Origin of the sequence: Enterococcus raffinosus (assembly GCF_018917525.1) — a bacterium.
Taxonomy (GTDB): Bacteria; Bacillota; Bacilli; order Lactobacillales; family Enterococcaceae; genus Enterococcus_A; species Enterococcus_A raffinosus_A.
This window is the reverse complement of sequence record NZ_JAHLOS010000033.1, coordinates 37,261-52,931: the sequence shown is the minus strand read 5'-3', so window position 1 is coordinate 52,931 and position 15,671 is coordinate 37,261. Positions and strand designations below refer to the sequence as shown.

Here is a 15,671-nt window from a genome sequence, read left to right as displayed (position 1 = left end):
GTAGATGGGTATCTAGTAATTTTATAAGTTCATCCAAAGTTTCGACGACTCCGTTCTAGTTTTTATATTATTATTACCAAAGTCGGACTTGGAAATCAACTAACACTGGAAAGAACCATAAAAGTCTTGCAAAATACACCTAATATTTATTTTCTGGTCTCTGAGAATCAAAACAATGCCAGTTTCTTCCACAAAGCTTTTTTCAAAGGAGAATCCTGCTATATTTTCGAAGCCCAATTAACCTATCGAGCACATACCTGTCCTCATTGTAAAGAAACAGATGCTTCTTCCATTATCAAGTGGGGATCAAAAATGGTCTCGATTCAATTGAATAAGGTATCTGAGTATAAAACGATTCTGAAGTTGAAAAAGCAGCGCTTTAAATGTAAATCCTGTGAGCGAACCTTTTGTGCAGAATGCCAACTCACTGATCGGCATTGTTCCATCTCCAGACGAGTAAAGTTGGCTATTGGTGCGTATTTAGATAAACCGATGAGTATGACCTTGATCGCTGAGCATCTGCGCGTTTCGGTTCAAACAGTCTTACGCGTTTTGCGCTCATTTAGAAAACCAGTATTGCCGGAAGTGGATGCCCTTCCTGAAGTGCTCTGTCTCGATGAATTTCGCTCAGGAAAATTTGCCGCTGGCGAAATGAGCTGTGTGATGATGGGTGGTCGAGCCCGGTCAGTTGATCGACGTATTAGAAGATCGACGATTAAACAATCTGAAACATTATTTTTTACGCTTTCCATTAGAAGAAAGAAAAGAAATTCGATTTGTTGTTTCTGATTTTTATTGGCCCTATCGTTCCCTATCAAAGGCGCTTTTCCCCAACGTCGAGGTGGTTATCGATCGATTCCATATCACAAGATTAATCAATCAGACGCTAATGAATCATCGAATCCAAGTAATGAACAGACTTAAAATAAAGGCTTAGAAGAAAAAAAGTACGCTCGACACCTCAAAAAATACTGGCGGCTGGTTATGAAGTTTATCAGAAGTTTCTTCGTGTCCTTCGTTACTCTGACACGAAAGCACAACAGATCGAAAACTGTGAAGGCTTTATTCAATTGATTCACGAGGAGTGCGATGCGTTGCCCGAAACGTACTAGACGACCCTCCAAACACTTAGAAAATACCAGAACGAAATCAAACAAGCTTTGACGCGGCCTTATTCAAATGGTACTTTAGAAACTGCGAACAATCACATCAAAGTACTCAAACGAATGGCTTACGGGTTCCGAAATTTTATCAATTTCAAGTTAAAAATCTTTCTTTACCGTGGAAAATATTGCCGAAAAGAACCACCAAAACAAAATCAAAACCACCCGTGTGAATGGGTGGTTTTGATTTTGTTGTTAAATTTCTTACTTTTTCCCTTTTGAATTATTGGGTTTGTAAAGGTAAGTTGCTTTTCAGAAAACGATTGTGTATTTAGAGAATCTATTGTAAACGAATATTAACTACTCCTAATTCAATAGCTTTTAAGACCGAACTTAGTGCTGAAGTTGTATCTAGTTTCCTGTTTATCGAATGAATGTGATTTCTAAGTGTCCTCTCAGAGATATCTAGTTCAGAAGCAATAGCAGTTTGTTTTACACCTTGAGAAAGAAATTGAAGAATTTCTTTCTCCCTAGTAGTCAACGAATGATAATACAAGTTCTCGCTATCTATTTCAGGAAAGACATGTTCATCTTCGAATTCAATTTTGTGTAAAATGCTTACTAGTTTATCTATTGCAATATTTTTATCAAGAAATCCTGATGCACCGATCTTAATTGCTTGTTCTCTATATTCAATTAAATTGAATCCCGATAGAAAGACTACTTTAACAGAGTATTGATCTAAAATTTTCTTACCTAAATCTAGCCCGTTATACTCCCCCATATGAATATCTAATAAAACTACTGAAGGTTTAAATTCATTCAATATATCAAGAGCAATCGTTGGATCTGAACAAAACCTAAATTCTGAAATTTCATTTGATCTCTCAAGAGAAAGTTCCAAACTTTTTCCAATTAAAATATGATCATCAATTAGTAATACTTTCATCTTGACCTCCCGAAACTGGAATAGATATTTCAACAATGGTTCCAGAATCTTCACCTACTCTGGAGTGTATCTTCAGTATGCCAGCTAACAAATTCACATCGTTCTTTATTGATAGTAAACCTAAATGGCCTTTCGTATCACCATACTGTTTCTTAATATCTAGATTATTATTAACTCCAATTCCATTATCTTCAACCATGATCTTAAGATCTTGTTTGTTTGTAACGATTGTCGTTTTTCCTATTGTGGCACCAGAATGTTTCCCAATATTTTCATTTAGTTCTTTGATTATCCTATATAGGTGTGGCTTAAAAAAATCAGAAATTTCTTGAGTGGTGCTAATATCTAAAACATACTTTATCTCAGGATATTTCTGGCTGAAATCATCCATTAATATTTTAATATTGTCATCAAATGGTAAGTGGTAAGTGGTAAAGAGTTGATGGAGAAGTATCAAATATTTTTCTACGAATATTTTGAATCAATTTTGAAAATTCGACACTAGTCATCCATTTTATATCTCTATCTCCATCTAAGTTTTCAGTAAGTCTGCTTAAGGCAATAATGGATTGCAGAATATCATCATGAAGATAATTTGTAAATTCCATTTTACTCCTCTCAATGCTGCTAAACATTTTGGTTTGATATAACTGACAAGTGTTTAAAAATGGTTGAGAATAGCTCAATTGACTTTTATAAAGCGTGTTTACTGTATCCAAAATGACTCCATATTGTATTATCTCATCAGAAATTTCTGTATGATTCAGATTGGAAGTTAAATCACAGTATTCATAAACGATCCATAATGAAAAACTATGAAACCTTGTGGGAAAGCTGAGAAACTGTTTACTTCCTATCTTCAATATTTGCATCTCATTCTTACTAAAATCAATTTTTCTTTTAAATACTTTAAAGCTCGAATTGTTCTTTTGGCAAAGGGTGAAGAATTCCCCATCTTGATTACAAACTATTATATCCTCAACCTCTATGGGTAGAACATTTGATAATTCTTTTTGTATAATATCCGAAACACTATTTAAGAACTGCGAATATGCTATTTGACTAATTATTTCAGTGCGTTCATTATTCATTGATTTTACATTCGCTTTGGATCGTTCAATTCTAAAACGGGAAACTAGATCATTTCCGACTTCTGAACATAAAAGTAAAATAATGAACAATACTGAAAGAACAATCTTATCGTGGAATTTTAAATCTATATAGCCCAAAATAGTTATAAAAAATCCAGAAAACAGCAATCCATTAATCAATTTTAGTGCAAATTTTGTCAGCAATATTTGCCTTTCACAAATGAGAATGTAAATAATGCCAATTGGTAGAAAAAAGATTGGGAGGAATACTAATCTCTCAATATTAATAAATGAATTTGGGCTTATTGTTTGAGCAAAGTAGACTAAAGTAAAGGGCAAAATTGAAATACAAATCGAAAACATTAGTATTTTGTTTTTTATAGTACTCAGTAGGAATTTTCGCTCGTTTAAAAGTAGTTTAAAACAAGTGGCAACAGTAACTACTACTAAGATAAGCAACCCTGCCTCAGAGTAAATATTTTGTAGAAAAGAAAATAGACACAACAAACATGTTAGCCCTAAAATAAAAATTGATTTTTTTTTCAAGTTTTTATTAGTTGAATTAATAAAACTAAATAGAAACAGATACAATAAAATCGGGCAAGTGCTTAACAGAATTAACCCGAGTTGATTTAAACCTGAACTACCAGAATACAAGAACTGAAACATGATCGATATTGAAAACATTAGATAAAATATTTTCTTGGAATATTCAGTTTTTGGCAACTTGATAAGTATAATGCTGCCAAACAAATTAGATAATATACTAATTATACTCAAAAGAAAATAGATATTTGATTTAAAAAAAATCTGATGCATAAACAAATAAGTAAATAGAACAATCCAACTTATGATAATCTCAATTTTTGTTCTCGATACCAAGTGAAACCTCTCCCTTTAGACAAGTCATTAAGTTCTTTTTAAGTTCTTTATTCGTAAAGGTATTATCAATAATCTCAAATGCCTTCTTCAAATAAAGTTCTGATGCTTTCATCGTATATTGGACGGCTCCTGAATTATTAATAAAATGAGCTAATAAATTGAGTTCAATACTGGAATTAGACTTTCTATCGATTATTTCCAAAATTTCTTTATTTGAACTTCGCAAAGCATATTCTTTTGCTTTGATTAAGGGCAATGTTTCTTTATACTTTCTCAAATCAGATTTCCTTAGATTAGTAATACCCTTAGCATCATTTTGAAGCTGGAAAGCAGTCGATAGGTAGATCGCAAAATCTATGAAAATATTCTCCTGACTGGGACAAACAAAATAGCAAAGTAAAGAAATTTGTGAGACTGATTTCTTCATCAACTTTTCAAATGGTGTCTCTACTGACGATTTTTCCGTTAAAGACGAGTAGAAATCATCCCATTCCCCGCTTATTGATTCTTTAAAAAAAGAATGATTCTTTTTGATTCAATTTCTGGTTTTCCTAGATCAATAAAATCTTCAATAATAACAAATGGAATATGAAGTAGATTAATCATCAAATCGTTATTATTTATTTTAAACTTTTTGTCTTCATCTAAAAGTCATCTAAAATATCTGAAAGCACAAATAAGGTATCCAGTCTTACGGCAATTTCAATTTGATTTTCAAAACTAATTGAAGATTGTGATAAGCGCGATAACTTGAAATAAAGAACCCCAAGAAAAATTTCGTTAGGGCTCCGGTTTTCAAGATCTTCAATAATCAAATCTTAAAACTCACTTGACAACTTATCCTTAATACTAAATGTATATCGAATTAAGGCATTTTTATACTCATTCTCCCGATTGTTCGCTTCCATATCATTCAAATTCAAATGATAGAATCCATTTTTCTATTAGTGGATTCGGCAACGTATTAGAGTTTTCAACCAATTCAATTTGTCCTTTTTCCACCAACAACCTCTTCTCAAATAATTCAAACTCTTTTTCAATTGTTTTTTCCAAACATTTTTAACTTAAATTAGCCACTCAAACACTTTATATGCCTGAAGGCAATTTCTTTAAACTTATTTTAGCCTCAAAATGCTGTACCTGTCTATATTATTCTGCTAATTGCCGGTTTTACTCATACAAAAACACCTAGTCTTTTTGATGTTTGCCGATTTTACTCATGGATAAAAAATGAGTCGTAAATTAAATTGAGAGCAAGAACAAATATTGATTGTCCTCATGGTTATATCATTCAATCATTCTTTTCATCGATAGTTAAAAGGCATAATCAATGTGACTTTAATCTATAAAAAATAAAAGAAATGAAACTATCTATGTTTAATGTTGAAACTATAATTGATGATGGATTATTAATTTATAATTCATTATCGTCTGGAATCCTTTTCCTTAATAACGAATACGGTGAAGATTACTTAAAACTAAAAACATCCAGCGAATGTGAAAGAGAAGATTTGATTAACGGACTTAAGGAAGGTCGAATGATTGTTGAAGAAGATGTTGATGAACCGGGTATGATTAAATTTTTCAATGATAATGCTCGTTTTGATGATAACTATCTCTCATTAACGTTGGCCCCTACATGAGATGTAATTTAGCTTGTCCTTATTGTTATGAAGAAGGATTCCGTTACACCACTATGAACAAAGATACCGAACTTCAATTTGTACGCTTTATAAAGGATAGTTTCATTAATAAAAATGGTTTGGGGATCTGTTGGTACGGTGGTGAACCTCTTTTTGGGTTGAAACAAATTGAGTTTATCACAAAAGAACTTTGGAAAGACGAAAAAATAAAAGAGAATTATCAAGCGGACATTGTCACAAATGGAGTTTATTTGACCAGGAAAAATGCTGAATTATTGAGAGACCTTGGTGTTAGTAACGCCCAAATTACGCTAGATGGCCCCCTAGAATCCATGACACTAGAAGAGTGCCGAAAAATGGGCGCCCTACTTTTTATACTATTCTGAATAATATTAAAGAATGTGTTGATTTAATTAGGATCACTATCCGTGTAAATGTAGATAAAAGTAATATTAATGCAGTAACTGAGGTCCTTCAAATTTTAGAAGATAATGATTTAAAAAAAAAAGGTGGGCTTTTACATCTCAGCCGTTGACGACATAATGGATGATTCGCCAAATTCTCTATGTTTTATAGATAGATCCTAAGCTATTGTTTTTCCATATTCTCAAAAAGAGATCTACTCATTTTTATTAAGGAGCAAATCATGAAAATTCAAATTGATAATCTAACTAAGTCATACAAAAAGGTTAATGCTCTAAAAAACATAAATATTGTTCTTAGTAACGGAATAATAGGTCTACTCGGACCAAATGGAGCCGGAAAATCTACTCTGATAAAAATCCTAGTCGGTTTAGAGTCAGAAACTAATGGTGAAGTATCCATTCTTGAAGTTCAAGCAAAAGATTTTAAATTAAAAGATATTTTAGGATACGTACCCCAAAGCTTTAGTTTACCAAATAGTTTAACCGGGAAAGAGTTTTTAGACTATATGAGCTCTGCTAAAGGCATTGACCGCCAAGAAGCTAAAATAGTAATGCCCGAACTGCTTGATCTATTAAATCTCTCGTCCGTGGCAGAAAATAAAATTAACTCGTACTCAGGTGGTATGAAACAACGTCTGGCAATTGGTCAAGCGCTCTTGAACAAACCTCAACTATTAATCTTGGACGAACCAACTGTAGGGCTTGATCCAGATGAAAGACTAAATCTGAAGCATATAATGACTAACTTAGCAGAATCTACAATTATCTTACTTTCAACACATATTGTTTCAGATATTGAATCAGTAGCAAATAATATCATAATTTTGAATGATGGTGAAATTCAAACACAAGGACAGACAAATGAATTGCTCCAAGATTTGAACGGAAAAGTTTGGGAAAAAACAATTTCTTTTGATGAATATACAAGGTTTGAGAAAGAATACACGATTAGTAATACTCTTCATAGCAATAACTGTATGGAAGTTAGATTTATCTCTGAAAAACCAGTAGACAGCGCAAAATTAGTCTTCCCAAACCTGGAAGAATTATATTTATACTATGTTCATCAAAATTTAGTTTCCTTAAATGGGCAGGTGTTATAATGAAACCATGGTTATCAGTAGTTATGATCACAGCAAAATATGAATTTTTGCAAAAAGTTCGCCAAAGAAGCACCCTGACAATCATTGTTCTATTTATGATATTTACTATTTTTTGTTTTCCAGAAAAAAATTCTTCTCTAAATTTTTCAATTTCCTTGAGGCGAGATGACATACTATCAGCACGTGGTTTATATAATTCAGATTGGATTGGAGTCTTAATAATTGTCTATTTTGGCACATTATTGATGTTCATAGGTATCTACCTAATTCGAAAATCACTTCGTCGTGAGCAGTTGAATGGTTATGGTATGCTGATGTCCAGTAGTAATATAAGTAAGTCCGGTTTTTTTGAAGGAAAACGCCTTGGCAATTTTTTATATCTTGCTTTTTTGATGCTTATCGTTGAAGTAGTCGGAATGGTAATTCAATTATTGAGAAATGAAGCACCAGGATTCAATTTATTTTCTTATTGTCTGCCTTATTTTTTGATAGTCCTACCCTTCTTATTCCTCTTAGCAACGATGGCAATTATTTTTGAAGCAATACCTATTTTAAGGGGAAGTTTAGGGAACTTTATAATTTTTATATTCGGAATGGCCTCGCTGTCTTTTCCATTAATCAACCTGAGTCAAAGTAGAGGAAACAGTATCTTTGTAAACCTCATTGATTTTAGTGGTATTAGATATTGCATGGAGCAGATTACTCGATCTTTAGTTTCTACTTATGAAGGAGGATATCCTGGATTTAAAATATTTGGTAACAGTCCCAAATACACCGATTTTTTTTACTTCAATTTTGAGTGGGATTTTTCATTTATCTTGAGTCGAATCTTGATAATAATTTTTTCAGTTTTATTACTGCATTTAGTTCGATTGTTAACTCCTTCAAAATCTATTTTCTTATCTAAAGTTTCTTTCAAAGATGATAAATCCACAATTACTTCTCAGAAACAAGAACAAACTAAAATAGAAGGGAACAACTATTTTACATTTAAATCCAACAAATCAATAAAACGAAATATACCAATTCTGAGACTTTTTTACTTTCAGATTCTTCCAGTCATTCGTGTTCAGAAATTGAATTTCTTAATATTACTCTTCATTTTTATAATTCAATGGCTTCCCCTTGAAAAAGAGTTAGCAAACAGTGTGATGTTAATTTCAACAATTGTTCCAATCTCTTTTTGGTCAAAAAATGGATCTATCTCAAGAATGGATTATTTGAAAGTTACTCCAGCTTTTCCACGTGCAATTATGTGGAGCAATTTAATTGGGAGTTGGATTGTCTGGTTGATTTACTTCTCTGGTTTAATCGTAAAATCTATTTTATCGAATAATTTCATGGGTGCTGCCACTGTGTTATTCAGCACCCTATTAATAACAACATTTGCTTACTCAATCAATATTACGCTGAAAAAAGGATTGGCCTTTGAAGTAATATACATTTTTCTATGGTACGTTGACATTACACAAAGAGTCAGATTTCTTAATCTTTTCAATAATTATAGTCGATCTTTTTCTTCATTAATCATTATAATTTCTGTTTGGTTTTTTCTAACCTTACTTGTTCAAGCAAAAAATATGAAACACATGATTGATAGAAGAATGTAAATGCGATTATTAAATTCTCAATTTGAAGCTAAAAAAGATATAATACATTTGTAGCATCGCAAATAGCCAAATTTTTATAGTACTAGTAGATAGAAAACTGAAAGTAAAACACCGGCCCTTGTGTCGGTGTTTTACTTTCTGCTTCTCCTCATCAAACCGTACGTGAAGTTTTCCTTCATACGGCTTTCCGACACTCTTCATCATGTGCTTTACAGAATTATCCAATTGCTAGTTTCTCTAATTTCCCTTCTTATAGGTTCACAGCTGTTTTTGGGTCTCTATATTTTGATTTTTGGCGTTTCGTATTGTAATGAATTTCCAGCAGTTTTCTGATATACCAATCAATCTTCGCTAGCCCTTTCCGGGATATCGGAGTGATCAAATAGTAGTTCCTCATCCCTACAATCTTACGATTTAATCATTACACGAAATCTAAAATCTCTAGATGTAGTTTACTACGTGGAGAAATGAAGTGATATTTCTAATACTTGGTGTTTGACGGTGAATTTCCATAAAATATGTACAGTGTTCTACACTGTTCATTTCATTTTGTAGACTATATTTAAATCTAAATAATAGTCTTAATTCTATACAACGGGAAGAATTCATTCCATTACTGTAGCTGCAGAGCACAACAAAAGAAGAATAAAAACTATAGAATTTAAGACATTTGAACACATATCGAATATCGATGTCTTCAGGAAGTAAATATCTTAGCTTTGATGATTAAAAAGGTAACTAATATTATAACTCCTTTTTTATAGCTTGTTAGTGTTCTATATCCAACCGATTTGACATCATTAACTTTCTTATAGTAGGCTAAAATTAAGGGAGGTTAAGGAAATGAGTTATAAAGATCTAAGGGTTCAAAAAACTCTTAAAAATATTCAAAGTAGTTTTTTTGAATTATTGGAGGAAAAACCTCTAAAAAAGATAACGATTAAGGAATTATCCGAGGTTTCAAAAATTAATAAAGGAACTTTTTATTTACATTACAGAGATATTTATGACTTATACGAATCTGTTGTGAATCAGTTTTTGGATGAAACGATTGATGAGCTAAATATTGATTTTTTGTTTAATGATGAATCGATCAATTTTTTACACAGTTTCCATGAAATAACTTTGGATAATATGCATAAAATGCTAATTTTACGCCAAGAAGAATACAATGAATTTATTGAGGAATTGTTCATAAAAAAATTGATGGAAACTAGCTTTAAATCACAAAACATAAAATTTAATGAAACGAATCGCATGAAAATCGAAATTATTTATAAAAATATTTTATATTTATTACCAAAAGCAGATTCATATGGTCAAGAAAAACTTTTTATCGTTTTATCTCAATTAATTGATTTAATTATTCTACAAATTCAAAGTACAGATGTTGAGGTGTAAAAAATTAAATTTGGTATATTTGAGTACATTCCAAATTAGACATCAATAATTACTATACTTTTATAATGAACCTTTTTTACATTCCTCTCTGGTAATCGATTATCAAGTAGCTGTAATTCAAATGTACGTATCTCAACAGTATATGTCCAACTTTGTGTTCGCAGTGAACCTGAGTACATAGACAACGACCGGTTTGGATTGGCCATCTAATACATCGAAGACGCTCAGCTTTTCTTCAACTATGTTTGTTTCCATATAATATGCTTCTCCTCGGTCGTAAATCTATAGGATAGAGTATTCAACATTAACAGAATTGAAGACCGTTTTATTCGCTGATGGTGTTTTCACTATTAGTCTATTTCAAAAATGTGGGAGTGATAATGAAGACTAGAGTTAAGAAGGTTTGTGGACATATTTTATTCAATATTAATTAAATCTAAATTTCTTGTTCCTGATCTCAACGCTCCGTGACTTTAATGTTTAGTAATAGTAAATTCATGAAGAAAAGAGAACATTCCCCTAATAAATGTCCATAGAAAAAATCTATCCAAAATTTCGAAAAGTTTTGGATAGATTCTTTTTGTTTTGTTAGACTCATTTTTGTAGTGAAACTTAAGCTTTTCTGATTCTTTTATGACTTTCAAACTTCAGTGGAGCTAATCAATCAAATCAAACAATGGATTCAAGTACAATTTTTTTGTAACCAAATTGTAACTAAACATGAACATTTTCAAAATTCAAGTAATTATTGAAAATGTTTATCATCCTTAATTGAAGCATTATACGACTCTGTTCTTGCATAATCATATACAATTCCCTTACTACTATTGGATAAACTTTTTTCTATTAGTCAGCACAACAAAGATCCTGTACGTTTAACACGAATTTTAAACGAATTGAATGAGTGAAATTAGTTCTTTAATATATTTCGACTAAAATACCTGGTTTAAATTGATTTTAAAAGCCATTTTTTTCGTCACTAATAAATTAATCTATTTTTTCTATCACCGCAGTATTCAAATGATCAAGAAAGAAATCCATTCTCTTTATACACTTCCTAAAATTTTGTTTACGGTATCATCAATTTTTAGTATGTTTTTTACTGTGATTATCAAATTATTTTCAAATGAAATAATCTCATTCTTTTTATACAACGAATCTTGAATTACTACGATATCATACCAATCAAAATAATTCGATATCCTTTCAATTGATTCATTTTTCACTATGTTTAAAATACCCCTTCTGTTCAGTTGCTTGTGAATTTTTGCAGCAGCTATTGGTCCACAACCAATTCCATAATTACAAACAACTAAAATATTTACACATTTTTTCATAATTAACCTTCCAAAGCATTTTATTGTACTGACAGAAGAGACATTAGTACTTTGAAAATACCAATGCCTCTTTTTGAAAACAACTAAATTCTCATTATACTTTTAAATATATACGTTTTACTGATTGTTTTTAACAATAATGTTTTTCTGCAGAGAAAAACTTCTAGAACTAGAACCAACAGATACTTCTCTTTCGCCTTCTGCAACCCTCCATTTTCCTTTTGTTCCATCACTCTGCTCTTCAAGTTCACTTGATTCATCCCAATAAGAAAGAGATCGTTCATCAAGATGGATAGTGACTTCTCTTGTTTCTCCTGATTTGATATTTTCAACTCTTGAAAAACCTGCTAATTGATTCTTAGCAATCTGTACTGTTGTAGGCACCTTGGTTTCCCCTAAATAGATTTGCGCGATTTCAGTACCTGTCACATTACTCGTGTTTTTTATTTTAAATGTAACATCAAATCCGACTTTTTCATCTTTTCCATCAGAGCGTTTAATAGAGAGATCGCTATATTCAAATTTTGAGTAAGATAACCCGTAACCAAATTCATATTGAGGATCGATGTTCATCTCGTCATACCATCTGTATCCTGTATAAATTCCTTCTGAGTAATCTGAAGTATTTATTGTCCCATCCATGCCCATTTCAGCCATCTTTGCTTTTGCTTCTTCAGCTGTCTTCACACCTAAAGTTTTCGCTTGAGCTAAATAGTATTCGTCGTCTTTTTCTTCGCCTTTTTCTTTCATATTGTTTTTGTCCCATAATTCTTGAGAGTGAGTTAATAAAGTGTCTGTATCCTTTTTAGGAATAGTATATGCTAGTTTGCCGCTAGGATTTACTTTTCCAGTTAACAGATTAGCAGTTGCTATACCACCTTCTTGTCCAGGGAAGTACATCTCCACTAAGCCATCGACCTTATCTATCCATCTCTCCATTGTTACTGGAGTACTATTATTCAAAACTATTACGACTTTATTATTATTTTCTTTTGCTGTCTCAGCAACTTCTATCAATAAATCTTCTTGATCTTTATCCAATGCTAATGTTGAAGATTCAATAGAGTCCCCTAAGGTTGCATTTTCTTGATACGCAAACATTACAACTGTCTTATTATCCTTAGCAGCTCTCAAAGAACCTTCATAATTCTTTTTCTTTTGTGAAGGAGTTATCCAGGCTAATTTCACTTGAAGATCTTTTTCTTTAAGTTCTGCTATTCCATGAATTTGTACTTTGTATCTTTGCCCCTTTTTTAAAGTTACTTTATTATTAGAGATACTCATTCCTGTTTCATTTGGAACTACGCTATCACTAGGCCATTGAGTTCCTTGATTTACGTCAGAAATTCCAAAATCAAGATATTCATCGCCTACTGTCATCGACCCACTAACTGTTCCACCAATTCCTTGCAATGAAATCGTATATTCACCATCTTCCGGGGCTTCCAAATATGTTGACCATGTATAAGCTGCTCCTGAATCAAGTTTAAAAGAATTAGCTGTTCCCTCATCAGCGTTTTTGGATAAATATGTTTTATTCGGCTTGTTATCAATGGTTCCTGTATTGAAATCAATTTGTTTGTCAACAATTCCTGTATCTTTACCAACCTTGTGATTACCCATTTTAGTTTCTTTAGAAGCACCACTAGTTTTTTGTTGACCTTGAACATTTTTACTACTTCCTTCACTTTGTGCAACACCATATGTTCTTTGAACACCATGTTTTTCTGAATTACTTGTTAGATATAGATTTTTATTAGGAATTGTTTCGCCAATTATATCAATACCTACTTCACCATCAATTTTTCCATCTCCTAATTGATTCACTAAGGCATCGTAAGGACTGGTCATTTTTTCTAAAGTTCCATAACTTCTTTCACCACCTATTCCACTAATCAAATTCATTCCGTTGAGCCCGATTACGCCAACAGTTTGATCATTTTTTGTATTTAATGGCAATGAATTATTCTCATTTTTTAGTAGGACTCCACCAGATTCAGCAATCGTTTTCGACTCTTTAGAATTCTTTTCTTTTACCTTTTCTAACTCTTCTGTATCCGTTTTTAATTTGATAGCTTTTGATCTGTTCTTTTCTTCGATAACGGCACCATCATCATCAAGTTTAACCAATCCAAGATATCCAGCATCTCCCAAAGCATACAAAACTTCCTCTGTAGCTTTATCTATCGTTTCTTGAGTGATCTCACCATCATTAATTTTCTGTTCAGCATTTTTTAAAGAATTATTTGATAATGCGGGCATTTCAATTGTTGTTCCTTTGTCTAACGTAAACCCGTCATTTCCTCCCCAATCTGTAACAGTAAATCCTGGAAAATTCCACATCCCTCTTAAAACATTATTTTGAAGATAACTATTTGAAGATGCAAAAGTTCCGTTTACCATATTATAGCTAGACATTACACCAAGAGCCTTTGCTTTAGTAACAGAATCTTCAAAGGCTGGTAAATGAATTTCATGAAGTGCTTGTTCAGAAATTTTTATATTAGTATTAGTTGCTGGTGTTGCATCTTGCGAAAATACAGCTAAATGTTTCAAAACGGCTATGACATTTTCATCTTGAATTCCTTTTGTTTCCTCAACAGCAAGTTTCTTCAAAAGATAAGGATCTTCACCAAATTGATCCTTTGCACGATTAAAGAAATATGATCTTGTTATGTCATATTGAGATCCTAGTTGAATATTTCCGCCTATTGCTTTATTCTCTAAAGAGTGAATTTGTCCATATTTATATGCCAAATTTTCACTCCATGTCGCAGCGACTAATTGCTCAATTGGCGGATTCGTTGTATCACTTAAATATAGAACTCCTGCCGGGCCGTCATACATTTTGCTTTCAGGTATTCCCAATCGTGGTACCCCTTTTAAGTACCCAGCATTCCCTTCATTTCCTGTTCCGTTTCCACCAAGCAAGCTAAATTTTTCCTTCTGAGTCATAGCTTTTAATAACGCTTTCACTTTTTTCTTAACAGAAGAATTATTATCTACAGTAAGAGCTGATTTAGGATATACCGACGGGAATTTTTTTTCTTCAGAATTGACTTCTTCTTGTGTAGAGCAGGCGCCTAATAACGATGTCATTATTGCTAATACTATTAACTTCCTTTTTACCTGTTTAATCTTCATCTTTTTCTCCTTCTAATCATTTTTTTATTAACGGTATTTGTAGTTCACCTCCTAATGAATAAAGATTAAGAGAAATACAGAGTTGAAACAATCATCAATTATTCATATAAGTTCAATAATGAACGATAATTAAATACAGTTGATTATCAATCTTCTAATGAGTTCTATAGGATATAATCTTAAGATTTTTTAACTTAGCCTTTAAAAATACTTTTCCAGCGAAATTCATAATCGTTCTTAACATGCGAAATCATAAAATGCTGTGTAATTAAGATCATTCTTATTTTTCTGATCTATTAAATAGTACAATTACTAACCACCTCATTCTAAATAATTTTTAAGTACTTTAAAAACTTCCCTTCGGTTTTCTTGATTATTCCCCATTTGATTCAATATCTTAAAATTTTGACTTAGGTTCAAAATTAAATTTGAATGGTAGATTTATTTTCACTCCGCTTGAAAAAATAGCTTATCTCAATTTTTTGAACTCCTTCTTATACTCCATGATATTTTATCAATTAACGATAAATACTTTGAAACCATCAGAACAAGCTTTCTTTGTAATTTCAGTATTTTATTAGCCAAAAAATTATTTAGATTTCTGTCGCTTCCCCCAGCGCTTGTGACTCGAATACCAAATTTGCTTGTCGCCACAACATTCGTATCTTATGTTCGTAGTTAATTGATAAAGTTTCATCATACTTCTCAATAATAACTATTCTAATTCTTTTGCTATGTACCCTGGACAAGATATTATATGTATAAAGAAAGATTACTAAATGTTCAATCATTTTGAACAAGTGCTTATTCTCCAATATTTTTTCAATCTCTATCAATAATATGCTAGCCATTAAAATGAATATAGTCATTTGTTATACTATATTTTTTCTCTATCATTATTTAGTGAGTCGTTTTATTATATAAGTAATTTCTCTTCAATATCTTATTTTAATATCTAACAGATTTGGTTAGAAACAATATTA

Annotated in this window: 14 protein-coding genes; 8 read left to right on the top strand and 6 right to left on the bottom strand. The window is 31.7% G+C overall.

What is annotated here, in order from left to right; genetic code table 11:
• Positions 1-126 precede the first annotated feature (126 nt).
• From KQI58_RS17165 to KQI58_RS23195, 3 genes are all read left to right on the top strand, one after another.
• Positions 127-789, top strand: coding sequence for a transposase family protein (locus KQI58_RS17165; protein ID WP_216410224.1), 663 nt, complete (start codon positions 127-129; stop codon positions 787-789).
• Complete coding sequence (locus tag KQI58_RS23200) at positions 671-937, top strand: transposase (RefSeq protein ID WP_311894424.1); 267 nt, start codon at positions 671-673, stop codon at positions 935-937. The genes KQI58_RS17165 and KQI58_RS23200 overlap by 119 nt, the downstream gene beginning before the upstream one ends.
• 223 nt (positions 938-1,160) lie before the next feature.
• Positions 1,161-1,385, top strand: a complete 225-nt coding sequence (locus tag KQI58_RS23195; protein WP_311894422.1) for a transposase — start codon at positions 1,161-1,163, stop codon at positions 1,383-1,385.
• Positions 1,386-1,443: 58 nt separating this feature from the next.
• On the opposite strand, the gene KQI58_RS17150 is transcribed toward KQI58_RS23195, so the two are convergent.
• From KQI58_RS17150 to KQI58_RS17135, 4 genes are all read right to left on the bottom strand, one after another.
• Positions 1,444-2,052: a response regulator transcription factor gene (locus KQI58_RS17150; protein WP_216410222.1), complete on the bottom strand. Its 609-nt coding sequence runs from the start codon at positions 2,050-2,052 to the stop codon at positions 1,444-1,446.
• Positions 2,033-2,443, bottom strand: coding sequence for an ATP-binding protein (locus KQI58_RS17145; RefSeq protein ID WP_216410221.1), 411 nt, complete (start codon positions 2,441-2,443; stop codon positions 2,033-2,035). Before KQI58_RS17145 ends, KQI58_RS17150 begins: the two co-directional genes overlap by 20 nt.
• A 19-nt stretch (positions 2,444-2,462) precedes the next feature.
• Positions 2,463-3,602, bottom strand: a complete 1,140-nt coding sequence (locus KQI58_RS17140) for a hypothetical protein (RefSeq protein ID WP_216410220.1) — start codon at positions 3,600-3,602, stop codon at positions 2,463-2,465.
• 400 nt (positions 3,603-4,002) lie between these two features.
• Positions 4,003-4,302 carry a hypothetical protein gene (locus tag KQI58_RS17135; RefSeq protein ID WP_216410219.1) on the bottom strand — a complete coding sequence of 100 codons (300 nt, stop codon included), beginning with the start codon at positions 4,300-4,302 and terminating at the stop codon, positions 4,003-4,005.
• A gap of 1,096 nt (positions 4,303-5,398) precedes the next feature.
• Between KQI58_RS17135 and KQI58_RS17130 the strand changes: the two genes are divergently transcribed.
• The 5 genes from KQI58_RS17130 (at position 5,399) to KQI58_RS17110 (ending at position 10,207) form a co-directional block, all read left to right on the top strand.
• Positions 5,399-5,668: a hypothetical protein gene (locus KQI58_RS17130; protein WP_216410218.1), complete on the top strand. Its 270-nt coding sequence runs from the start codon at positions 5,399-5,401 to the stop codon at positions 5,666-5,668.
• Positions 5,665-6,054 carry a radical SAM protein gene (locus KQI58_RS17125; RefSeq protein WP_216410217.1) on the top strand — a complete coding sequence of 130 codons (390 nt, stop codon included), beginning with the start codon at positions 5,665-5,667 and terminating at the stop codon, positions 6,052-6,054. Before KQI58_RS17130 ends, KQI58_RS17125 begins: the two co-directional genes overlap by 4 nt.
• Positions 6,055-6,314: 260 nt before the next feature.
• On the top strand, positions 6,315-7,196 hold the full coding sequence (locus KQI58_RS17120) for an ABC transporter ATP-binding protein (protein WP_216410216.1): 882 nt from the start codon (positions 6,315-6,317) through the stop codon (positions 7,194-7,196).
• A complete protein-coding gene (locus KQI58_RS17115; protein WP_216410215.1) occupies positions 7,196-8,806 on the top strand; it encodes a hypothetical protein in 1,611 nt (536 codons plus the stop codon). Before KQI58_RS17120 ends, KQI58_RS17115 begins: the two co-directional genes overlap by 1 nt.
• Before the next feature lie 843 nt (positions 8,807-9,649).
• Positions 9,650-10,207: a TetR/AcrR family transcriptional regulator gene (locus KQI58_RS17110; RefSeq protein WP_216410214.1), complete on the top strand. Its 558-nt coding sequence runs from the start codon at positions 9,650-9,652 to the stop codon at positions 10,205-10,207.
• A 1,046-nt stretch (positions 10,208-11,253) separates the two neighbouring features.
• Here the strand turns inward: KQI58_RS17110 and KQI58_RS17105 are convergent.
• Positions 11,254-11,544, bottom strand: a complete 291-nt coding sequence (locus KQI58_RS17105) for a hypothetical protein (RefSeq protein ID WP_216410213.1) — start codon at positions 11,542-11,544, stop codon at positions 11,254-11,256.
• A gap of 117 nt (positions 11,545-11,661) precedes the next feature.
• Positions 11,662-14,688, bottom strand: coding sequence for a beta-glucosidase (locus KQI58_RS17100; RefSeq protein ID WP_216410212.1), 3,027 nt, complete (start codon positions 14,686-14,688; stop codon positions 11,662-11,664).
• Between the last annotated feature and the right edge of the window lie 983 nt (positions 14,689-15,671).